This window comes from Streptomyces sp. B15 (assembly GCF_018070605.1).
GTDB lineage: Bacteria > Actinomycetota > Actinomycetes > Streptomycetales > Streptomycetaceae > Streptomyces > Streptomyces smyrnaeus.
In genome coordinates, this window is sequence record NZ_JAGPXJ010000091.1 from 1 (window position 1) to 23041 (window position 23041).

The 23041-nt window shown below is 71.0% G+C and carries 13 protein-coding genes and 3 pseudogenes; 5 read left to right on the forward strand and 11 right to left on the reverse strand.

All coding sequences use genetic code 11. From position 1 onward, the window contains the following. Together KBY19_RS29570 and KBY19_RS29575 are read right to left on the reverse strand one after the other, a co-directional pair. A partial coding sequence (locus KBY19_RS29570; protein WP_210967069.1) for a type I polyketide synthase occupies positions 1-2454 on the reverse strand: 2454 nt, incomplete at its 3' end. A gap of 13 nt (positions 2455-2467) precedes the next feature. Then, entirely contained in the window at positions 2468-11317 is an 8850-nt protein-coding gene (locus KBY19_RS29575) for a type I polyketide synthase (protein ID WP_247691555.1), read from the reverse strand. Positions 11318-11768: 451 nt separating this feature from the next. Here KBY19_RS29575 and KBY19_RS36930 point away from each other — a divergent pair, with 451 nt between their 5' ends. Further along, on the forward strand, positions 11769-11999 hold the full coding sequence (locus KBY19_RS36930; RefSeq protein WP_221505894.1) for a DUF5988 family protein: 231 nt from the start codon (positions 11769-11771) through the stop codon (positions 11997-11999). 120 nt (positions 12000-12119) lie between these two features. Here the strand turns inward: KBY19_RS36930 and KBY19_RS29580 are convergent, their stop codons facing one another. The 5 genes from KBY19_RS29580 to KBY19_RS29600 form a co-directional block, all read right to left on the reverse strand. Beyond that, positions 12120-12887, reverse strand: a complete 768-nt coding sequence (locus KBY19_RS29580; RefSeq protein ID WP_210967070.1) for a thioesterase II family protein — start codon at positions 12885-12887, stop codon at positions 12120-12122. Further along, on the reverse strand, positions 12884-13687 hold the full coding sequence (locus KBY19_RS29585) for an AfsR/SARP family transcriptional regulator (RefSeq protein WP_185016054.1): 804 nt from the start codon (positions 13685-13687) through the stop codon (positions 12884-12886). The genes KBY19_RS29580 and KBY19_RS29585 overlap by 4 nt, the downstream gene beginning before the upstream one ends. A 437-nt stretch (positions 13688-14124) precedes the next feature. Continuing rightward, complete coding sequence (locus tag KBY19_RS29590; protein ID WP_210956909.1) at positions 14125-14961, reverse strand: class I SAM-dependent methyltransferase; 837 nt, start codon at positions 14959-14961, stop codon at positions 14125-14127. After that, positions 14958-16616, reverse strand: coding sequence for a radical SAM protein (locus KBY19_RS29595; protein ID WP_185016057.1), 1659 nt, complete (start codon positions 16614-16616; stop codon positions 14958-14960). Before KBY19_RS29595 ends, KBY19_RS29590 begins: the two co-directional genes overlap by 4 nt. 180 nt (positions 16617-16796) lie before the next feature. After that, positions 16797-17381 carry an SRPBCC family protein gene (locus KBY19_RS29600; RefSeq protein WP_247691556.1) on the reverse strand — a complete coding sequence of 195 codons (585 nt, stop codon included), beginning with the start codon at positions 17379-17381 and terminating at the stop codon, positions 16797-16799. Positions 17382-17688: 307 nt separating this feature from the next. Here KBY19_RS29600 and KBY19_RS29605 point away from each other — a divergent pair, with 307 nt between their 5' ends. Further along, a complete protein-coding gene (locus KBY19_RS29605) occupies positions 17689-18150 on the forward strand; it encodes a GNAT family N-acetyltransferase (protein WP_099877400.1) in 462 nt (153 codons plus the stop codon). Between the two features lie 458 nt (positions 18151-18608). After that, positions 18609-18791 (forward strand): annotated as a pseudogene (locus KBY19_RS29610) (transposase); the annotation flags it as partial. Between the two features lie 128 nt (positions 18792-18919). On the opposite strand, the pseudogene KBY19_RS37645 reads toward KBY19_RS29610, so the two are convergent. After that, a pseudogene (locus tag KBY19_RS37645) lies at positions 18920-19075 on the reverse strand (TetR/AcrR family transcriptional regulator); the annotation flags it as partial. Between the two features lie 97 nt (positions 19076-19172). Continuing rightward, positions 19173-20216 (reverse strand): trans-acting enoyl reductase family protein, encoded by a 1044-nt coding sequence (locus KBY19_RS29615; protein ID WP_180289538.1) that lies wholly within the window; start codon positions 20214-20216, stop codon positions 19173-19175. A gap of 127 nt (positions 20217-20343) precedes the next feature. Between KBY19_RS29615 and KBY19_RS29620 the strand changes: the two genes are divergently transcribed. After that, a complete protein-coding gene (locus KBY19_RS29620; RefSeq protein ID WP_099877406.1) occupies positions 20344-21279 on the forward strand; it encodes a helix-turn-helix domain-containing protein in 936 nt (311 codons plus the stop codon). Positions 21280-21338: 59 nt separating this feature from the next. Here KBY19_RS29620 and KBY19_RS36935 read toward each other — a convergent pair. Further along, a pseudogene (locus KBY19_RS36935) lies at positions 21339-21537 on the reverse strand (transposase); the annotation flags it as partial. Positions 21538-21739: 202 nt separating this feature from the next. On the opposite strand from KBY19_RS36935, the gene KBY19_RS29625 reads away from it, so the two are divergent. Continuing rightward, positions 21740-22177 carry a hypothetical protein gene (locus KBY19_RS29625; protein WP_247691557.1) on the forward strand — a complete coding sequence of 146 codons (438 nt, stop codon included), beginning with the start codon at positions 21740-21742 and terminating at the stop codon, positions 22175-22177. Between the two features lie 112 nt (positions 22178-22289). Here the strand turns inward: KBY19_RS29625 and KBY19_RS29630 are convergent, their stop codons facing one another. Next, positions 22290-22958, reverse strand: a complete 669-nt coding sequence (locus KBY19_RS29630) for a lytic polysaccharide monooxygenase (RefSeq protein ID WP_210956911.1) — start codon at positions 22956-22958, stop codon at positions 22290-22292. Positions 22959-23041 lie beyond the last annotated feature (83 nt).

Sequence of the window (23041 nt, forward strand, 5' to 3'; positions counted from 1 at the left end):
GTCCCGGAGGAGCGCGGCGATCGTGTCGGCGAACCGCACGGGTTCGCGCAGGTTGCTGATCCAGTACTCGGTGTCCAGTGCGGTGGTGTCGATACGGGCGCCCGCCACCGTCGAGAAGAAGGCGACGTCCGTGCCGACGGGTTCCACCCCGGACAGCAGGGACAGCAGCTCTTCGGTGATCTGGTCGACCTGCGGGCCGTGCGAGGCGTAGTCGACGTCGATCAGCCGGGCCCGCACCCCCTCCTCCTGGGCCTTCTCCACCATCAGCTCGACCTGTCGGGGCGGGCCCGAGATGACGGTGGACGAGGGCCCGTTGACGGCCGCGACCACCACATCGGCGTCGCGGGGCAGGAATTCCTCGGCCTGCTCCCGTCCGACGCCCAGGGAGGCCATCGCTCCGCCCCCGGCGAGCTGCCGCAGCGCCCGGCTGCGCAGCGCCACGATCCGCGCACCGTCCTCCAACGACAACGCCCCCGCCACACAAGCGGCAGCGATCTCACCCTGGCTGTGACCCACCACCGCTGCCGGGATGACACCGTGCTCGGCCCACACCGCAGCCAGCGACACCATCACCGCCCACAACACCGGCTGCACCACATCCACCCGGTCCAACGCGGACCCGTCCCCCCGCAACACCTGCGTCAAGGACCAGTCCACATGCGGCTTCAACGCCAGCTCACACTCCGCCAACCGCGCCGCGAAGGCAGGCGAGGAATCCAGCAGCTCGACACCCATCCCCACCCACTGCGAACCCTGCCCCGGAAACACCAGCACCGGACCAGTTCCCCCGCCGACCGCCGACCCGCACACCAACCCCGGATGCGGCTCACCCGACGCCAACGCCGCCAAGCCCGCCGTCAGCTCTTCCCGCTCCTCCCCCAGCACCACAGCCCGCTGCTCGAACACCGACCGCGTCCGCAGCAACGACCAGCCGATGTCCTCGGGCGCACCAGCTGTCTCCCGTATCCGGCCGGCCGCCTCCCGCAACGCCTCGGGGCTCCGGGCGGACAGCACCCACGGCACCGGGCCATGGTTCGTGCCCGCGGCGGAGGGGGCCACTCCTTCCGCCGCGGGGGCTTCTTCGACAATCACATGGGCGTTGGTCCCGGAGATGCCGAACGACGAGACGGCGGCCCTGCGCGGACGTTCGCCGCGCGGCCACTCCACCGGCTCGGTCAGCAGCCGCACCGCGCCCGACTCCCAGTCGACGTGCGGCGTCGGTTCTTCGATGTGCAGCGAGGCGGGCAGCAAGCCGTTCCGCAGCGCCATCACCATCTTGATCACGCCCGCGACTCCTGCGGTGGCGTGCGTGTGCCCGATGTTGCTCTTGACCGACCCCAGCCACAGCGGCCGGTCGGCCGGCCGATCCTGGCCGTATGTGGCGAGCAGCGCACCTGCCTCGATCGGGTCTCCGAGCATCGTGCCGGTACCGTGCGCCTCGACGGCGTCCACGTCGGAGGTGCCGAGGCGGGCGTTGGAGAGCGCCTGCCGGATGACGCGTTCCTGTGCGGCATCGTTGGGCGCGGTGAGCCCGTTGCTGGCGCCGTCCTGGTTGATGGCGGAGCCCCGGAGCACCGCGAGCACCCGGTGACCGTTGCGGCGCGCGTCCGACAGCCGCTCCAGCAGCACCAGACCCACACCCTCCGAGAAGCCCGTGCCGTCCGCCGAGGCGTCGAAGGCCTTGCAGCGTCCGTCCGGCGACAGCCCGCGTTGCCGCGAGAACTCCCGGAACATCAGCGGCGAGGACAGCACCAGCGCCCCGCCCGCCAGTGCCAGCGTGCAGTCGCCCTGCCGCAGCGACTGCGCCGCCAGATGCATCGCGACCAGCGACGAAGAGCAGGCCGTGTCCACAGTGACGGCCGGGCCCTCGAACCCGAACGTGTAGGCCACCCGGCCGGACAGCACGCTGGTGAGGCTGCCGGTGGTGGCGTGTCCCTCGTAGCCCTCGGGGATGCGTGGGAGCTGGGAGAGGTAGTCCTCACTGGAGACCCCGGCGTAGATCCCGGTCCTGGTCCCGCGCAGGGTGCCCGGGTCGATCCCGGCCCGCTCCAGCAGCTCCCAGGAGACCTCCAGCAGCAGTCGCTGCTGCGGGTCCATCGCCAACGCCTCGCGCGGAGAGATCCCGAAGAACTCCGCGTCGAACTTGTCCGCGTCGGTGACGAAGCCGCCCTCGCGGACATAGCTGGTCCAGGGGGTGGCCGGGTCGGGGTCGTAGAGCCTCTCCAGATCCCAGCCGCGGTCCTGGGGGAACGGCCCGATCACGTCCCTGCCCTCGGCGACGAGCTGCCACAGCGCCTCGGGCGAGTCGGCGTCGCCGGGGAGCCGGCAGGCCATGCCGACGATCGCCACCGGCTCCTGATACCGCTCCTCGACCTCGCGGAGCCGCTGCCGGGTCGTGTGCAGATCGGCGGCGACACGCTTGAGGTAGTCGACCAGCTTCTCTTCATTCGCCATGGCGGGCCACCATTCAGCTCACTCCAAGCTCGTTGTCGATGAAGTCGAGCACCTGGTCGGCGGAGGCGGACCGCAGCCTGTCCGCTGCCTCGTGCGCTGCGTGCTCGTCCCTCGCGGCGCTCCCGCCCCCGGCGCCACCGGGCGCGGCGCGGCTGTCCTTCCAGGTGGCGAGCAGGTCCTCCAGCCGGGCCGTGACGGAGTCGAACTCGCCGTCCTCCAGCGCCGCGCCCGCCAGCGTGGACTCCAGCCGGGCCAGCTCGTTCAGCAACGCGTTGCCGGAATCCCGCGCCTGACCGTGCCCCCGCCCTCCGGCCGGTCCGCGGCCCGGCGCCGCCGTACCGTCCGCGCCGTCGGGTGCGAGACGGTGCAGCAGGTCGTCGGCGATGCCCTCGGCCGTGGGGTGGCGGAAGACGTATGCGGCGGGCAGGCGCAGCCCGGTGGCGGCGGCGAGCCGGTCGCGCAGCTCGACGGAGGTCAGCGAGGTGAAGCCCAACTCCTTGAACGCCGCGCCCGGGGAGACGGCGGCGGGATCGGCGTGGCCCAGCACGGCTGCCGCATGGCCCCGCACCAGGCCGAGCAGTGTGCGGCGGCGCTCCTCGGGACCGAGCCCGGCGAGCCGCCCCGCCCAGTCGTCCGGGCCACCGCCCGCGCCCGCCGCGGCGCTGCGCCGCCGTGGACCAGCGGGCGCGGCCTGCGCCCGCCCCATGGTGCGGGAGTACGGCGACGCCGGGAGGGCAGCAGCCTGCCGGCCGGCGCCCGTGACCAGGAGGTGGGAGGCCGGGTGCCGCAGCACGGCGTCGAGCGTCTCCGCCGTTCCGTGTTCCTCGGTGCCGTGCTCGGGGCTCCAGAGCACCGACGTTCCGGGCAGGCCCCGCGCCCGGCGGTGGGCGGCAAGCGCGTCGCAGTACGCACGCACAGCGGCGTGGTCGGCCGCGCCCGCCCGCTCGCCCGCCGCGTGCCGGACGGCCCCGGGTTCGGGCCCCCGCCCGCTCTCGGGCCCTGCTTCGGCTTCGGCTTCGGCTTCGGCTTCGGCTTCGGCTTCGGCTTCGGCTTCGGCTTCGGCTTCGGCTTCGGCTTCGGAGAAGAGTGTGAACCAGCGCAGCGACGGCAACTCCTCGGTTGCCGCGTGCAACTGTGCGGCGACAGTGGCCCGGGCCCGCCAGACCTGCGCCGGCGTGCCCTCACGCGCTCCCGCCGCGTGCGCGACCCCGGTCAGCGGACACCCTGGAGACACCCCCGCGACGATCTCGGCCGCCCGGTCCTGCTCGGCCAGATCGGCGGCAACCACCCGGACCGGAACGCCCCACTCCTCGATACGGGAGACGAGTTCGGCCGCCCCGGGGGCGTCGGGACCCCGGCGGCTGACCAGAAGCAGCTGCACCGCCTGCCCGGTACGTGCCAGGTGCTCGGCCAACCGGCCGCCCCAGGCACCCGTACCACCACTGATCAGCACGGTGCCGGGTGATTCCGGTTCCGGTTCCCGTTCCGTGTCCGTGTCCGTGTCCGTGGACGACGACTCAGGCACACCACCGTCGCGTGTCCAGCGCGGCACCAGCACCCGGCCACCACGTACGGCGAGTTGGGGCTCGCCCCGCGCCACGGCGGCATCCACCACGGCAGGCGGTACGCCCGCCGACCCCGCCGGTTCGCCGTCCGTCTCCGGGGCCGGGTCGAGATCGAGCAGGACGAAGCGGCCCGGATGCCGCGCCTGGACGTGCCGGAGCCGCCCCCAGACCCCGTCCCGCACGGCGTCGGGCGTGGCGCCGCCGACCTCCGGCACTCCGATGTCGACCGCGCCCCGGGTGAGCAGCACCAATGTGGCGTCGGCGGCGCGGGGTTCGGCCAGCCATTCCCGTACGAGCCCTGCCGCCGCCTCAGCCTCGGCCAGCCTGGAGGAGAAGCCGGTGTACACATCTGCGAGCACGACGGAGGACCCGCCTTCCAGCGCCTCCGCCACCGCGCCGTCTCCGCCGGTGTGCCCGTGGCCGCTGAGCACGGGCCACTGACCGGTCGTCGCCGCGCCGGGCGCGTCCGCGAAGGCCTCGTGTCCGGTGAGCGCGAGCGGCGTCCAGACCGCTGCGCGCAGCCGGGCTCCCCCGGCGCGCCGTCCGGCGGCACGCACCGCCACGGCGTCCACCGGGCGCAGCACGACCGACTCCACTGTCAGCACGGGGTCGCCCACGGCGTCCGCGACCTCGACCCGGAGCTCCCGACGGCCGTCGCCCGTATCGGGGGCGAGAGGCGTGAGCCGTACCCGTACGGCGGTGGCCCCGCTCGCCCACAGCGAGACGCCCGACCAGGCGAACGGCGTCCACAGCTGTCCCTCGCCCTCCTGGGCACCGATCCCGTCCAGTACGGCGGGTTGCAGGGCGGCGTCCAACAGCACGGGGTGGATGCCGAAGCCGCCGTCGCCGGCGCTCCGCGCCTCGGGCAGCAGTACGTCGGCCAGCAGATCCGGGCCGTGCTTCCACAGTGCGCGCAGTCCTTGGAACGCGGGGCCGTACGTGCAACCGGCGGCGGCAGCCCGTTCGTAGAAGCCCTCCAGCTCGACGGCTTGAGCACCCGTCGGGGGCCAGGGTGCGTCATCGCGTTCCGGTGGCGGCCCGGCAGCAGCGGTGGGCGGGGCGAGCAGTCCCGTGGCGTGGCAGTTCCAGCTCTCCTCGCCCGCACGGTCCTGCTCGGCGCGCGAGGAGAGGCGCAGTTCGCGGGCACCGTCCGGTCCGGGCGCCTCGACGGACACCTGGATCAGCAGGCCCCCGCCCGACGGCGGCGGCACGAGGGGTTCGCGCAGGGTCAGCTCCTGAACCTCGCCGCATTCCGCCTCGTCGGCGGCGCGCAGCGCCCACTCAACCAGTGCGGCCGCCGGGACCAGCGGCGTGCCCGCCACCTGGTGCCCGGTGAGCCAGTCCCCGGCACCGGCCTGGATACGGCCGGTCAGGACCAGCCCCCCGTCGGCCAACCGCACCGCCGCGGGCAGCAGCGGGTGTTGCGTACGTCCGAGTCCCGCAGCGTTCAACTCGCCAGCGCCCACGCCCGATCGGAGCCAGTAGCTGCGGCGCTGGAAGGCGTAGGTGGGCAGCTCCACGGTGCCCGGAACGGTTCCCGGCTCCGCGTCCGCGTCTCCGTTCGCTTCCGAGCGGAACCATCTCTCCCATTCGGCCCCGGCCCCGGCCACATGGGCCTGTGCGAGGGCACGTGCCAGTTGGACGGTACCGCCGTCGTCCCTGCGGAGAGTGGGAACGGTGACGGCCCGGCACTCTGCCTCCTCGAAGCTCTCCTGCATGCCGAGGGTGAGCACCGGGTGCGGGCTGGCCTCGATGAACATCCGATGCCCCTCGGTCAGCAGGGTCTCGATGGTGTCGGCGAACCGGACCGGGCGACGGAGGTTGGTGACCCAGTACTCGGTATCCAGAGCCGTGGTGTCGATGCGGGCTCCGGTCACCGTCGAGAAGAAGGCAACGGGCGCGGAACGCGGCTGGATGCCCGCCAGCACCTCGCGCAGCTCGTCGGCGATCTCATCGACCTGCGGACCGTGCGAGGCATAATCCACGTCCACCAACCGCGCTTGCGCTCCCCCTTCCCGCGCGGCTTCCACCACAGCCGAAACAGCCGCCGGCGGGCCCGAGACAACTGTCGAAGAAGGACCGTTGACCGCCGCGACCCCGACACCCGACCCCGCCCGGTCGATCAGCCGCCGGGCTTCGTCACTGCCCACCCCGAGCGAGGCCATCGCCCCACCCCCGGCAAGCCGCCGCAACGCACGACTGCGCAACGCCACAACCCGCGCACCATCCTCCAACGACAGCGCCCCCACCACACAAGCAGCAGCGATCTCACCCTGACTGTGACCCACCACCGCCGCAGGCCGCACCCCGTACTCCGCCCACACCGCAGCCAGCGACACCATCACCGCCCACAGCACCGGCTGCACCACATCCACTCGCACCAGCTCGGACCCGTCACCCCGCAACACCTGCGTCAGAGACCAGTCCACATACGGATCCAACGCCCGCTCACACTCCGCCACCCGCGCCGCGAAAGCCGACGAGGAATCCAGCAGCTCGACACCCATCCCCACCCACTGCGAACCCTGCCCCGGAAACACCAGCACCGGGCCCGGTCCCTGGTCGCGTACTACTGGCCGGCCGTGGAACACATCCGGGTGCGGCAGGCCCTCGGCGAGTGCGGACAGCCCAGCCACCAGCACGTCCCGGTCCTCGCCCACCGCCACGGCCCGGTGTTCGAAGAGCGTCCGGGTCGTCAGCAGCGACCAGCCGACCTCGGCGACCCCGGCGTGCGGCGAGGCGGAGAGGTGCGTCGCCAGCGCGTCCGCCTGTGCCCGCAGCGCCTCCGGTTCGCGGGCCGAGACGATCCAAGGCACCGGGGTCGGGGACAGGTCCGGGACCGGGACCGGCGCAGGGCTGTCGGCGGGCGCCTCCTCGACGATCAGGTGGGCGTTGGTTCCTGAGATGCCGAACGACGAGACGGCGGCCCTGCGCGGACGCTCTCCCTCCGGCCACTCCACCGGTTCGGTCAGCAGCCGCACCGCTCCTGACTCCCAGTCCACATGCGGCGAAGGCTCATCGATGTGCAAAGAGGCGGGCAGCACACCGTGCCGCATCGCCTGCACCATCTTGATGACCCCGGCAACCCCGGCCGCCGCCTGCGTATGACCGATGTTCGACTTGACCGACCCCAGCCACAACGGCCGCTCCGCCGCCCGCTCCTGCCCGTACGTCGCCAACAGCGCCTGGGCCTCGATCGGATCGCCCAAAGTCGTGCCCGTGCCATGGGCTTCCACGGCGTCGACGTCCGCGGGGCCGAGGCCCGCGTTGGCGAGGGCCTGGCGGATCACCCGCTCCTGCGACGGACCGTTCGGCGCCGTCAGCCCGTTGCTGGCGCCGTCCTGGTTGACGGCGGAGCCGCGGACGACTGCGAGCACCCGATGGCCGTTGCGCCGCGCGTCCGACAGCCGCTCCAGCACCACCAGGCCCACGCCCTCGGCCCAGCCGGTGCCGTCGGCCGCCGCAGCGAACGCCTTGCACCGCCCGTCAGGCGCCAGGCCCCGCTGCCGCGAGAACTCGGTGAACATGCCGGGGCCCGCCAGCACGGTGACGCCTCCCGCGAGAGCCAGGGAGGACTCGCCCTGGCGCAGCGACTGGCAGGCCAGGTGGATGGCGGTCAGCGACGAGGAGCAGGCCGTGTCCACCGTCACCGCCGGGCCCTCCAGCCCGAGGGTGAAGGCCACACGCCCCGCGGCGACGCTGGGGGTGGTGCCGGTCAGCAGCTGGCCCTCCAGTCCGTCGACCGGTTCGTGCAGCCGGGGGCCGTAGTCCTGTGCGGTGAGCCCAACGAACACACCTGTTGAGCTGTGCCGGAGTGTGTCGCAGACGATCCCGGAGCGCTCCAGCGCCTCCCAGGCCGCTTCCAGCACCAGCCGCTGCTGGGGGTCCATGGCCAGCGCCTCGCGGGGGCTGATCCCGAAGAACTCCGCGTCGAACGCGTCCGCGTCGTGCAGGAACCCGCCTTCGCGTGCGTAGCTCGTACCGGGGCTGTCGGGGTCCGGGTCGTACAGCCCAGCCATGTCCCAGCCGCGTCCCTCGGGGAAGCCGCCGATCGCGTCCATGCCCGGCGCCACCAGGTCCCACAGTTGCTCAGGGGTGTCGGCGCCGCCGGGGTAGCGACAGCTCATCCCGATGATGGCGAGCGGCTCGTCGGTGGCGCCGCGCGGGCGTGGGTCCGCGGTGGGGGCGGGGGCTCCGGCGACCAGTTCATCCAGGTGGCGGGCCGCGGCCCTGGGCGTGGGATGGTCGTAGCCGAGGGTGGCGGGTACGGGCAGCCCGGTGGTCTCGCTCAGCCGTTCGCCGAGTTCGGTGGCGCCGAGCGAGTCGAGGCCGAGCTGTTTGAAGGTGAGCGCGGGGTCGACGGCATCGGCCGAGGCGTACCCGAGCACCAGCGCGGTGTGCGTGCGTACGGTCTCCAGCATGTCGTGCGCGGGCGGTTGCGGCACGGGCTCGTCGGCCGGCCGTTCCCGCCGCTCACCCGCCGGGTCCGCGGCGTCGGCCGAGCCCGCCGCGTCCGTCACGTCGGTCGCATCCGCCGTGTCCGCCGAGGTGCGGGGCCCGTTCTCACGGGCCGGTGCCCCTTCCCCTCGCTCGGGCCAGTAGCGCTCGCGCTGGAAGGCGTAGGTGGGCAGCTCGACCCGGCGGCCGCGTCCGCCCAGGACCCGCTCCCAGGACAGGTCCGCGCCGCGAACGTACGCCTGGGCCAGCGCGGTCAGGAGAGTGTGTGTCTCCGATCGGTTCCGGCGTAGCACGGCCACTGCGGTGCCCTCGCCGGCGCCTGCCGTGGCGCGTGCCGTGAGGCACTCCCGGGCCATGGCGGCGAGGGCCGCGTCAGGGCCGAGTTCCACGAAGGTGTCGGCCCCCGCGTCGCACAGGGTGTGCATGCCGTCGAGAAAGCGCACGGTGTTCCTGGCGTGCGCGGACCAGTAGTCGGGCGAGGCGAGTGTCGAGGGATCGACGAGGGCGCCGGTCACATTGGAGACGAGGGGAACGGCGGGCTCCGCGAACGTCAGGTTCGCGGCGACGGCGCGTAGTTCGTCGAGCACGGAGTCCATGTGCGGGGAGTGGAAGGCATGGCTGGTGCGCAGGTGGCTGACCTTGCGGCCACGCGCCCGCCACGCTTCGGCAGCCTCCCGCACGGCTTGCTCGTCGCCGGACAGCACGATGGAGACCGGGCCGTTGACGGCGGCGAGCGCCAGCCTGTCCTCGTGTCCGGCCAGCAGTTGCTCGACGGCTTCGTCCTCGGTGGCCTGGAGCGCGACCATCGCGCCGGGTGCGGTGACGGACTGCATGAGCCGTCCGCGTGCCGCCACGAGCGCGCAGGCGTCGGGCAGCGACAGGGCTCCCGCCACATGTGCCGCGGCGATCTCGCCGACCGAGTGGCCCATCAGATGGTCGGCGCGCAGCCCGAAGGAGGTGACGAGACGGTAGAGGGCGACCTCGACGGCGAAGAGGGCGGGCTGCGCGTAGCAGGTCCGGTCGAGCGGCGAGTCCTGGTCGTCGCCGAGGACGACCTCGTGCAACGGGCGTTCGAGGTGCGGGTCGAGGCAGGCGAACGCCTCGTCGAGTGCGTCGGCGAAGACGGGGTGCGTCGCGTGGAGTTGACGACCCATGGCGAGCCGCTGGCTGCCCTGGCCGCTGAAGAGGAAGGCGACGCTGCCGCCGGTGATCTCGCCGGTCACGGTTCCGGGAGCGGAGTGGTCCGCCGCTGCCAGCGCGTCGAGCCGGCCCAGCAGTTCGGTGGTGTCCGTGCCGAGGACGACGGCGCGGTGCGGGTGGGCCGTGCGGGTGGTGGCGAGGGAGTACGCGTAGTCGGCGGGGTCGGGCGCGGGCCGGGCCGCGACGTGGGCGCGCAACCGCTCGGCCTGGGCGCGGAGAGCGGCCTGGCTCTTGCCGGACAGCGGCCAGGGAATGGTGTCCCCGGGTGTGGGGCCCGGCTCGGGAGAGGCCGGGGGTGCGGACTGGACGGGTGTCGGGTCGGAGGCGGGCGAGACGGTCCTCGGCGCCACGGGCGAGGTCACCACGGGCGAGGGCGCCTCGGCGAGCACCAGGTGGCAGTTGGTGCCGCCCATGCCGAACGAGCTGACGCCGGCCACCTTCCGCCGCTCTGGGTGCGGCCATGGAGCGAGGGTGTCCTGGACCCGCAGCCCGAGGTCCGCGAGCGGGATGCGGGGATTCGGGGTGGCGTAGTTGAGGCTGGGCGGCAGCTCGCCGTAGGCGATGCTCAGCGCCGCCTTGAGCAGTCCTGCCACGCCGGAGGCGCCTTCCAGGTGCCCGATGTTGGTCTTGGCGGAGCCGACCAGCAGCGGCTCGTCCTGCGGGCGTCCGCCGCCCGAGCCGAGCGCCGCGCCCAGGGCCGCGGCTTCGATGGGGTCGCCGACGCGGGTGCCCGTACCGTGCAGCTCGACATACTGCACCTCGGCGGGTGCACGCCCCGCCCGCCGGTGGGCGAGCCGGATCACGGCCTCTTGGGCCTCGGCGCTGGGGACGGTGAGCCCGTTCGTCGCACCGTCGTTGTTGAACGCGCCGCCCTCGATCACGCAGTGGACGCGGTCGCCGTCGCGCAGGGCGTCTGCCAGGGGTTTGAGCAGCACGGTGACGCCGCCCTCGCCGCGGACGAATCCGTTGGCGCGGGCGTCGAAGGTGTAGCAGCGGTCGTCGGGTGAGAGCCCGCCGAAGTGCTCGGTGGCGGTCGTGCTGGCGTCGCCGAGTACGAGGTTCACGCCACCGGCGAGGGCGAGTCGGCACTCGTCGTGGCGCAGGCTCTCGCACGCGAGGTGCACGGCGGCCAGCGAGGAGGCCTGTGCCGCGTCGATGGTCAGGCTCGGCCCGCGCAGGCCGAGGGTGTACGAGAGCCGGTTGGCGATGATGCTCCGGTGGACTCCCGTCATGGTGTGCCGGGTCTGCGCCGCCGGGCCGTGGGCCCGGAGCAGATGGGCGTAGTCGTCCCAGATGGCGCCGACGAAGACTCCGGTGTCGGAGCCGTGCAGGGCGGACGCCGGGATCCCGGCGTCCTCCATCGCCTCCCAGCCCAGTTCGAGCATGAGCCGCTGCTGGGGATCCATGGCGAGGGCTTCGCGGGGCGAGACGCCGAAGAAGCGCGCGTCGAACGCGTCCACCCGGTCGAGGAAGCCGCCGTGCCGACCGGACGGCGGCTCGTGCGTGGCGGTACGGCGGTCCGCCGGCATCGGGGCGATGGCGCTGCGGCCGTCGCGCAGCAGCCGCCAGTAGGCTGACGGGCTGTCAGCGCGGGGCAGCCGACAGGCCAGTCCCACGACCGCGATGGAAGTAGCAGGCATCGCACCTCACGCCAGAGTCGAACGTATGGTTCACCAGGGCGTTCATCCTCAGCAGCGGATCAAAGCTAGTTCTAAAGCGGCACCAAAAAATGCCCTTGGCACACGCCGTCGTCCCCGCTGAAAAGCGGGGATGAGCAGCGCGCATACAGTTCGCGACCGGGTCCGTCTGCACCTGCTCGTGAGCGTTGCGGGGGTGGCGTCGTTGACGCCGGTCTGTACAGTGCTCATGGGGAGTCGAGTGTTTACCCCTCCTACGGCAAGAGCATATTCGACACCGTATAGCCGACGCGTTGGGAGCCGTGGCCGCGGCGGCGGTGAAGTCGGCGGGCGAGCAGGTCCGAGGCGTCATCCGACACGGCCACGAGAGGCGCGGTAGCCGCCCGTCGGCATGCCCTCGCACGGGCCACTCAGCCACGGACCATTCACGGACACTTTCCTTGGGAGGCAGTACATGCAGGAAAATAAACGTCCGTCACATGACAGGGGAAAGATAGACGTCCTGTTGGAGGGCGGCCCTGCCGGAATGCCGAATGCGGTACAGGCCGAGCGTTCCACCGTGATCGACAGGAAGCTCAAGATCCCGTACTGCGGTGGATATGAGCACTTCGAACTCGTCGGCGATTCGGGAGACCTTTCTCGGGTCATCTTCAGGTGGACTATGCGCACCAGGATCGCCGAATAGCGGGAGCGTCTGCCGCAGCGTTCGGTGAACGCACGAACGAACGCGCGCCAGATGGGAAGACATCTGGCGCGCGGCCGTTGCGAAACCGCTCCCGATTGCCCAGGGAGAACGGTTGGTTGTTCAACTGCCGACGGCTGTGAGCTGTTCGCCGACGAAGTCCATGACGTCTCGGCTCCTGTCCACGAGGTAGAAGTGGCCGCCGGGATGCACCCGCAGGTCGAACGTGCCCGAGGTGTGCCCGGCCCAGGCACGGGCCTCGTCCGTGGTCACCTTGTCGTCCTGGTCCCCGATGAGCGCGACGACCGGACAGCTCACCACGCGGCCGGGCTCGTGGCGGTACCGCTCCACCGCGGCGTAGTCGCTGCGCACCGCGGGGAGGATCATCTCCAGCACCTCCGGATCGTCGAGCAGGTCCGACTCGGTGCCGCTGAGCTGCTGGAGTTCCGCGATGACCCCGTTGTCGTCGCGCTCGTGCACCCGTTCCTCGCGATAGGTGGATGGCGCCCTTCTCCCTGAGACGAAGAGCCGGGTGAGGGCCGGCGCCCCGTCCGCTTCGAGCCTGAGTGCCACCTCGTAGGCGACCATGGCCCCCATGCTGTGCCCGAAGAACGCCAACGGACGCTCGGCCAGCGGTCGGACGGCCTCCGCCACCAGGTCGGCCAGCTTCTGGATGCTGTCGACGCAGGGCTCGGCGCGGCGGTCCTGCCGCCCCGGGTACTGCACCGCCGAGACATCGACGTTCGGGGCCAGCTGGGCGGAGACCGGGAAGTAGAAGCTCGCGGAGCCCCCGGCGTGCGGGAAGCAGACGAGCTGCACGGCGCCCTCGCGGGCCCGGTGGTAGCGCCGGATCCACAGGTCCCGGTCCTCTTGTGTGAGCTGCGGATTCACGACACTCCCCCGGTCACGGTCGAGTCGCGGTGCGGCAGCACCAGACGGCTGTCGGCCGTCAGGATCGCGTGCTGCATGTCCTGGAGTGCGCGTCCGGGCTCCAGCCCCAGCTCGTCGTTGAGCATGCGGCGGGCCCGCTGGTACACCTGCAACGCGTCGGCCTGGCGGTCGCTGCGGTGCAGTGCCAGCATCAGCTGGCGGTGGAACGCCTCCCGCAGGGGGTGTTCGGTGCTGAGCCAGTACAGGTCGCTGATGAGCTCGCGGTGCCGGCCCAGGGCCAGGCGCGCGTCCATCAGCATCTCCATGCATTCGAGCCAGGTCTCGTTGAGCCAGGTCTGGAATCCCTGGAGTATCGGCCCGCGGCACGCACCGTCGAGCAGCGGCCCGCGGCACAGGCTCAGCGCATTCTCCAGACTTCGGGTTGCCTCCTCGTACTCCTGCGAACGGTAGTACCCTCTGCCGTCCCTCACCAATTTGTCGAACGTGCGAAGATCGAGCCCGTCCGAACCCAGACTCAACATGTAGCCCGAGGGTTTTGTGAGAACCGGCCCCTCCTTCCTTTCTATTCCGCCCGGGCGGTTCAGGAATTTGCGCACCTGCGAAACGTAGACGTGAAGCCCCGCAATGACTCGGCGGGGTGGCTCCTCTCCCCATATCTCTCGAATGAGCTGGTCGACGGTGACCACCTGGTTGGATCTAACGAGAAGAACGGCGAGCAGAATTTCGACCTTCTGAGCCTTGATCGTTGTTTTACGTTCTCCGTCAACGACACGAAGCGGACCCATGATCTCGTATCGCACGCGTGAACCCCCGTCACTGGGTTGAAGTGCTCCTTGGTCGTAGCCTCCCGATCCGGCCTCTAGGCCCGTAAGGGCCCCCGGCTGGAAGGTGGTCCAGGCCATCGACAAAGCCAAACAAAAGGGGACTGCGGACGTCAACGGTCGTAATCAGTCGCACCGTAAGTGATTGTTAAGTGCAGGCAAACGAAAGACGGCACTGGCGGCTCCACGGCACAACAGGGGGAGCCACGGAAACCAGCGCAACGGAAGTTACTCAAGTAACGTGGGCCAGCTGGCCGAAAACAGACGCTCTTTGATCCCAACTTAACGGAATATACCGTTCAGTCCACAGGCCATTGCCGCAGAACCAACAGGATGTTCACAGCCACTCGCGCGCCGATGGAGGCCCGGGCCCTGCCGGAGGCAGCTCCCACACACGGCGCAGCGACGGCCCGGAGTCAGACGATCTTCTCGGCGACGAGGAGGCTGTAGCCGAGGCCGCCCTCGGCCACAGCAATGCGGGCGGCGGCCAGCACCGCCGGGGCGGCGGCAAGGTCCACGCCGGCGTCGGCGACTTGATCGGCGGCGGTCAAGCCCAGCAGGTTCAGCCGTGCTTCGATCTGGTCGATCATTCGGCTCATGGCCTGATCATGGCCCTCGGTGAGGACCGTGCGCAGTCCGGCACCCTCGAAGGTCGCCTCGTACTCGGCCTGCGAGCGGGCGTCGGCGATGCAGGCGATACGGGCAGCCAGACCCGTCAGTTCCGGCGGGAGCCGGTCGGTGCCGACGGTGACGTCCGTGAGGCCCACCCGGCCGCCGGGCCGGAGTACGCGCGCGAACTCGGCGGCGGCGCGGGGTTTGTCGGGGAAGGTGCACAGGGCGCATTCGCACACCACCGCGTCGAAGACGCCGTCCGGGAAGGGCAGGCGCTCGGCGTCGCCGGTGGTGAAGCCGGTCCGCGCGGCCAGTCCGGCGGCGGAGGCGGCTGCCTGGGCGAGGGCGGTGTTCGCCGAGGAGTAGTCCACACCGTCCACCCGCGCGCCGTAGGCGTCGGCCAGGAGCAGGGCCGTGGTGCCGCGCCCGCAGGCCACATCGAGCACCCGGTCTCCCTCGCAAAGAGCCAGGCCGTCGGCGAGGCGCCGGGTGAGGGCGATGCCGCCCGGGTGGTAGGAGTCGCCGAGGAGCAGGGCGACGACGTCGGAGGAGTACGCGGCGGCGCAGCACGCCTTCACATCGCTTCTTGCCGTGGCGCTGCCCGCCGTGGCGGTCGTCGGCGGATCGTCGGGCCCGGTCATCGTGTGCCGTCCTCGGCGGCGGGCCGGGGAACACCGCCACGGGCGGTCTTGGAACCGTACGGCGTGTCGACGAGATGCTCGGAGAGCGGCAGCGCGTTGGGGGCGACGTCGGCCACGGGCACCCCGGACAGCTGGGCCCGGACCTGTTCGCGATAGCCGACGGAGTTGTACGCGCAGAAGGGGATGAGGCGCCCGTCAGGGGTGATTTCCTCCACGCAGCACTTCATCAGTTGTTTGACGTTGAGGGTGTAGGGGTCCTGGAAGTCCTGGACGACGACCATGAATGCCTTGTCGTCGAGGTTCTTGACCGCTTCCGGGAGATCGATTCCGCAGGCGTCCGCACACTCCAGTGCCTCCGCTGCGACGCGCAGTTTCTCCCCCGTCGTGCCGGTGCCCATGACCGCGGACGCGGACCACAGCTTCTCCAGCGCTTCGCGGACACCGGCGTCCGGCATCACCCGGTTGGTGACGTAGTCGAGGTGGTCCTCCACGTTCAGCAGGCGCGGAACGGGTACGACGGTGCGGTTGCCCGGTTCGCCGTCGACCAGCAGATAGGTGATGGAGCGGCAGGTGGGAAAGCAGCAGGGTACGGGGAAGAAGTCACCCTTTCGGAACCAGCCCGGCAGCTGCTCGTCGATGAGGCGGATGACGTCCGGGTTGGTCAGCCGGTTCAGCGGATCGAACGCCAGATGGCGGCCCGAGTGGGTGACCGGCTGGATGGCCACCGACCGCACTGCCGGATGGTCGACACCGAACTCGATGATCGGGCCGAGTTCGTGCTCGTTGAGGCCCCGCTCGACAGCGGCCACCAGTGTGACCGTCAGCCCGGCCTCGGCGCAGTGGTCCAATGCCCGCTGCTTGAAACCGCGCAGGTCCCGACCACGGATCTGCAGGTGGGTGCGCTCGTCGAAACCGTCGAACTGCAGATAGACGTTCACCGACTTGCCGGGCACCTGGTTGCGCCTGCCCAGCTCGGCGACGAACCGCTGGTCGGTGGCCAGGCGGATGCCGTTGGTGTTGAGGTTGACGCTCTTGATCGGTCGGGCCTGGGCGAGGTCGACGAAGTCGAGGATGTGCTTGTGGATGGTGGGCTCTCCGCCGGAGAACATCACCACCTCCGGCTCGCCCTCGGACGCCACGAACGCGTCGAGCATCCGGGCGCACTGCTCGTGCGTGATCGTGTAACCGCCCCCGGACTCCGTCCGCGAGGCGCCCGCGGGCTGGTGGCCGGAGTCGGCGAAGCAGATCGGGCAGTCCAGGTTGCAGCCGGTGTTGACCTCGATGATTCCCAGGCAGGCGTGCTGCTTGTGCTCAGGGCACAACCCGCAGTCCGACGGACAGCCGTCCCGCACCTCTGTCTGGAAGGCGAGCGGAAGGGTGCCGGGCTTGTTGAACCGGGCCGAGGACAGATACTCCTCGGCGTCACCGTAGACCAGCGCCTCGAACCCACCGTGCTCGCGGCAGCGTTTACGCAGATAGACCTTGCCCTCGCGGATGTTGACCTGGGCGTCCACCGGCACCTTGCACAGCGGGCAGATCGACTTGGTGAACTCGATGAACACCTCCTCCCGGTCCCGCTTCGCCCCAGCCGCGACGGCCGGGGCGCTGTCCCCCGCTCCCGGCTGTGCCGCTGGGGCCGTGTGGTTCGCCGTCATGCGTTCTCGCCCTCGTATCGCCGTTGGCAGACGTTCGGTCACCGCTGCCGTTGTCATACATCCGCCCGCTGCCGCCGTCACGGCAACGCGCGTGCCGCATGAGAGTGATCAGCGTCGAGGCCGACCGGAGCGTGCGCTCGGCAGCCGGCGCCGACACTGACGCCGACGCCGACCACTTCTTCACCGGCGCCCGCCCTGGGCCCGGCGTTCCGCTTCGGCTCTGATCGCGGACAGGGACGCGGCCACGGTGCTCTCCCACCGTGCGGCCACCTGCGCACCCCACCACTGGCCTGGCCGCCACAGGTCCGTACCCATCCGCCCCTCGTACTCCAGGCGCGTTCCGGATCCGGTCTCGTGCAGCACGAAGGACTCGGTCACCTGCGGGACGGGGCCGCGTACGAGGCGGAAGTCGATGCGCTCGGGCGGGGTGAAGCGCACCGTCTCCACCGTCACCGCCGTCAGCCGCCCGCCCGCGATCGGAGTGAAATGTTCGGCCAGGACCAGGTCGCTTCCGCGCTCAAGGACGTTCAGCTTCTCCCGCATCGCCCTCGGAGTGCGCCCCAGGTAGGGCCCGGAGACCACCTCGAAGACCGCGTCCCTGGGCGCCGCGATCTCGACGGTCTGCGGTCCCAGTCGCCGGAAGCGGCGTCCCACGCCCACGTCGACAGGCAGTGCCGCGGTGACCAGCCCCAGATAGCCGGCGGTGGCCGCACCGCCGATCGCGGCGCCCCACAGCGCGATTCGCATCGGACGCGCTCCGGTCATCTGTCCTCCTCCGGCCAGGTCGGGGGGTTGCAGACATGACATTAGGGCTCCGCACACGCCCTGTGCGGCAAGAGCGCTCGCCCTTGCTCAGTTGTGTCGGAGGCTGCCGCGAGCTGGTGCGCAGCCGCTCGGCACCGGTCGTGACACGGGCTCGGCCGAAGCCGGGCGCCGGTGACGCCGACGGCGAGCGCGGCAGGAGCGGACGCCGGAGCCGGCCCCGCGCGAGCTCTTCACACCGGCTCTTCCTACTTGGTTCCGCCAAGTATCCACTTGGAAGGACCAACCACCATCGCTACGCTGCCTCGTCATGACCTCTTGCTGGAAAGACGGCTACGAGCTCTCCACGGACCCGGACCGTCTCGACATCGACCTGGTGCATCACTGGCTTTCGACCGACGCGTACTGGGCGCTGGGCCTCAGCCGGGAAACGGTCGAGCGCTCGGTGCGCGGCTCCCTCAACTTCGGGCTCTACGACGTCTCCCGCTCCGGGACCGACAGCGCCGGTTCCGCCGGCTCCCAGGTCGCCTACGCGCGCGTGGTGACCGACCGCGCCACCTTCGCCTGGCTCTGCGACGTCTACGTCGCTCCCGCGCACCGCGGCAAAGGACTCGGCACCCGGCTGGCCGGCGCTGTTCGCGACCACCTTGCCCCTTACCGGCTCAGGCGTGTCCTGCTCGCCACTCTCGACGCCCACGGCGTCTACTCCAAGGTCGGCTTCGTGCCCCTGCCGGATCCCGAACACGTGATGCTCCTGAGCCCGACATCCTGACCAGGTACCCGGGCTGACAGGCCGATACATCGAAGTACGAGGCCGAGCCGGCCGATCCTGCGCCGCGGGCGCCGGCCGGCCTGGTGAGGGTGAAGGAGATGGCCGGTCTGCGGTTCACCGGTGCGGACAACGCGGCGTGTGCGGCGGCGTGGCACAAGGGGCGGGCGCAGGCGGTGCTGGGCGCGGCAGGTCTGCCGGTGGTGAAGCGGGTGCTGTGGCGGCCCGGTACGGGCGAGGTACCGGAGGGCGTGAAACGGCTGGTAGCGGCCGACCCCGGTGGTGACCAAGCCGGTCGCGGACGGCTCCAGCGTGTCGGTTCACCACGTCGACTCCCTGTCGCAACCGGAACTCGACTCCTGCTGGGCACGGGCCTCCTGCCGGACAGAAGACGTGCTCGCCACCCGCGGCGGTCGGCGGGCCGGGTCGGCCCCTGGGCGTCCGGTGCCCTGGGCTCGGACATCAGGCCGCTGCTGCCCAAAGTCGGGCGGCGGGCCCCTCACCCGGGGCGGAATCGGCATCCGGATCGGCTGGTGTGCCAGGGCATCTTGTTCGTACTGCATGCTGGTATGGCCTGGGAACGTCTGCCTCAGGAACTCGGCTTTGGTTCGGGCATGACGTGCTGCCGACGCCTGGCCGAGTGGACCGAGGCCGAATTGCGGCGTGGCTCCCGTACCGCAACGACATCCACGAGGCCTTCCTCACCCTTGGTCGCGCACTCCTCTGCTGGTGACGCCTGTCGCTGCAGGCTCCGAGCCCTCCCCCCGGTCCGGCTCAGCGCCAGCCCGGCAGCGATCATCTCGAACAGTGCCTGGTCGATGGCGAACCCGGCGGGGAGTTCACCGTTCTCCACCGCCGCGGTCAGGTCCGCCCGCAACTGCTCCCGCCGGCGCGACCACACCTCGGCCACCGCGTCGCGGACCCGGCCTGCGTCGGTCGCCTGACGGCGACACCCTGTGGGCGTGAAATCGGTGTGCCGTCGTTCGGCGGACGTCGTGATGCCTTGGTGCGTTCGAGCCCGTGGGTCAGGCGTTCTGCATCTGCGGGTGCAGGTCCAGCGTGACATGCGGGGCGAGTGCGTGAAGGAAGTCGGGGGCATCGAAGATCTCGCCGGCGGAGGCGACGCCGACGGTCTTGGTGCGGCCGGTCAGGACGCGCTCGAGGGCCTCGGCGACGAGGGGCGCGGTGACGGCGTAGATGTCCTTCCCGCCGGCCGTGGCCCGGCGTTCGGCTCCGCCGGAGCGCACGACCACGTCGACGAGGAAGGTCTGCTCGGAGCGCCCGCTCTCGTCGGTGGCGGTCGGGGCCGGTGTGTGGGGAGCGGCGACGTCGCGGGCCGCTTCGGCGCTCATGTAGGTGGTCACGTCGGGGATGGACAGGTGCTGGGGAACGGTGACGACGTCCGCCATCGTGAACTCCCCGATCACCTGCCGGGGTCCCATCGGTTCCGGGAAGGTCCACTCCAGGGTGGGCGCGGCGTCGGTGCGGTGCTCCCATTGTCCGCCGCTGTAGCGAAGGCGGTGGTCACCGCGCCGCTCCCGGGAGACCGCGCCCGAGAGCCGGGTGCCGGCGGTGGGGTGCCAGTTGCTGAGTGCGTAGGCGATATGTGCCTCGTCGGCCTCGGTCCAGTCGCCCATTGCCGCGGTGGCCAGCAGGTCGCCGAGGCCGCCGAAGAAGGCCATGGCCGGGACGATCACCGCTCCCGCCTCCCGGGCCCGCTCACGGTAGTGGGCGAAGGTGTCGAGGTTGGCCTCCAGCTCGGCGGCCACGTCCAGGTAGGGGATACCCGCGCGGAGCGCGGCCTCGATCACCGGGCCGGTGGTCGAGGCGAAGGGGCCGGCGCAGTTGATCACCGCCGCCGTCCCCACCAGGGCCCGGTCCAGCGAAGCCGGGTCCTCGGCCGAGGCCACCCTGGCCTCCAGCCGGTGCTCGCGGGCCAGTTCCTCCAAGGTCTGTGCGTTGCGCCCGGACAGCACCGGGACGAATCCACGCGCGGCCAGCTCCGCGACCACGAACCGTCCGGTGTGTCCGTACGCGCCGAACACCGCCACCAGCTGACCTGCCCCCATGAGACTCTCCCGTGTACTCGAATGCCCGCCGCGATGTCGAACCGCTGCGGTCTGACACCCACACCCTGTCCTCCCGGCAGCACATCGCACGACTGTCGGGAACGACATGGCACGTACAGTTTCGGACATGTCTGCTGTCGCACTTGCCGTCACCGACGGCATGCTCCACTACGAACTGTCCGTGGCCGTCGAGATCTTCGGAGCGGACCTCACCCACATCGTGGGCCCCTGGTACGACTTCTCCGTCTGTGGAAGCGGTCCGGTAGACGTCGACCGCTTCCGCCTTGAACCCGACCACGGACTCGACCACCTCACGCACGCCGACACCGTGATCGTCCCCGGCTGGGCCGACACCGACCGCGAACCGCCCGCCGAGCTGATCGAGGCGGTACGTGCCGCACACGAGGCGGGCGCCCGCGTGGCCTCACTGTGCACGGGCGCCTTCGTCCTGGGCGCGGCAGGACTGCTGGACGGCAGGCGCGCCACCACACACTGGGCCCACACAAGGGAGCTCGCCCGGCGCCACCCGGCGGCCACCGTCGATCCCGATGTCCTCTACGTCGACAACGGTGACGTCCTCACCTCCGCGGGCAAGGCCGCCGCCATGGATCTGTGCCTGCACCTGGTCCGCCTCGACCACGGCTCGGCGAACGCCAACAAGATCGCCCGCCGTCTGGTCATCCCACCCCATCGCGACGGCGGCCAGGCCCAGTTCATCGCCACCCCCCTCCCCGCCCCGGGCAACCACCCACTGGACGAGCTCTTCCCCTGGGCGCTGGAGCGGCTGGATCAACCACTCACCGTGGAGGACCTGGCCCGCCAGGCCCGCATGAGCTCACGCCACCTCAGCCGCTACTTCAAACACCTCACCGGCACCACGCCACTGCGATGGCTCCACACCCAGCGCATCCGCCACGCCCAGGAACTGCTGGAGACCACCAACGCCACCGTGGACACCATCGCCGCGGCCACCGGAATGGGCACCGCCACCACCCTGCGCCGCCACTTCCACCGCAGCGTCGGCGTCCCACCCGACACCTACCGCCGCACCTTCCGCCCTTAGGACTCGGTGCGCAAGGGCCGGCCCTGGTGACTGCCGCCGGAGGACCGCATGCATCCCCGGCCCGAAGCCAAGCCCAACTCCTGCGGCAGCGGCCACTCCCACTGGATCCGCGTGTGCAGCTCGAAAAGGATGCCTGGAAGGCACCGCCGGTCATCGAGCGGAAGCCGCCCGGCGGCGCTCACGGACCGGCAACAGCGGCTCGATCCGCTCCCATGGATCGTCCGACACCACCCGGCCCCTTCCCCATGGCGTGCCCAACGAGCCGCTTCCACAACGGTCATGGGACCGCAGAGGCCTCCTGCCGGCTCCTCCTGGGGCAAGGGCCGGTGGCCCCGGCCGGACGGGGCGCCGTTGAGAATGCTCGTATGGCCGAACTCGTTGAGATGTCGCCGGGACGGCTGCCGGGGTCCGTGACCGCCGGTGAACTACTCACGCTCGGCGCCGGTACCACTCCCGTGCCGTGAGTCCGCTGGGCACACAGGAGACAGCGGGGCACCTGGTGAAGGTGTACGCGATCGAGGCGCCCGGACGCACGGTGGCCGAGCGGGAGAAGTCCGCGGCGCTGCGGCTTGCCGCGGACCACTTGGCGGCGGGCGGCGCACGCGGTTCTCTCGGGCTCGCCGTGCTGCTGGTGCATGCCGGGGGCGACGGCGACTACGTCCTCGTCCACACCTGGATCGAGGGGTACATGTCGGATCTGGCGGTGTTCACCGGTCCGGCCGGGGCCCCCGCTCAGCTGCGGCCGGGGCGGCAGGGCCTGGCCCCGTGCGTGTGGGAGGCAGCCGTGCTGGCGCACGAGCGGAACGCGTTCAGCACTCATGTGCTGAACGGGGACGGTGAGCTCGCCGAACGGCTGACGGCGTGGGGCAGTGATGTGCTGCGGGGAGAGGTGCGGTGACGGACTCGGGTCCGGAGCAGGGATCGAAAGGGGTGCGGGCAGCCGGCCTTCTCACGGCCGACTGCCCGCGCTGAGCGACGCGTTCCGGTGAGAACACGTTGGTGTTCGACGGTCAGCCGAAGTTCACGTCACTGCACAGGTAGTACGTCTGATCCATGTGTGAGGCCTTCCAGATCGTGTAGACGACATGGCGGCCGTCGTAGCCGGACGTGCTGACCGGGATCGAGTAGGTGTTGGCAGGCGCGTAGCTGCCCGTCTCCGCGACGAGTTCCAGATCGTCCCAGCCGATGGCCTGCGTGGTGGGGTCGAAGCCCTGCTTGGTGACGTACACCTGGAAGTAGTCCGCGCCGTGGCTGGCCTGGTCGTACAGCTCCACGGTGAAGTCGTCCGTCACATCCGTGGTCTTCCACGCACCCACGGCGTCCAGGGAGTTGTAGCGGCCTCCCTCCGTCTGTCCACCGCTGCACAGCTGGCCGTCCGGGATGGCGCCCTGGTGATCGCCGCCGACCCCGTTGCGGTAGAGGCCGTTCCAGTTCCACATGGCGTTGGGGTCGTCCTGCCACGCCTGCCAGCACATGGGGTCTTCCGTGGCCATGTCCGGGTTCAGATGGTCGTCGCCCCACCGTTCCCAGCAGCCGTAGTTGCGGGACGCCGGGTCGACGACCGAGCCGTGGGCGGATGCGCCCTGCGCCCAAGGGAGCAGGAACAGCATGGCGGCGGCCAGTAGGACCACTGCGCGCACTGCATGGCGGGGGGAGCTGCCTAATACATGGGATTGCATGTCGTGATCTCCGTCCTCCGAGACGAGGTTCCGGGACCGGGAGCGCTCCCTCCGGTTTGGGAGCGCTCCCATCTGACGGTGCA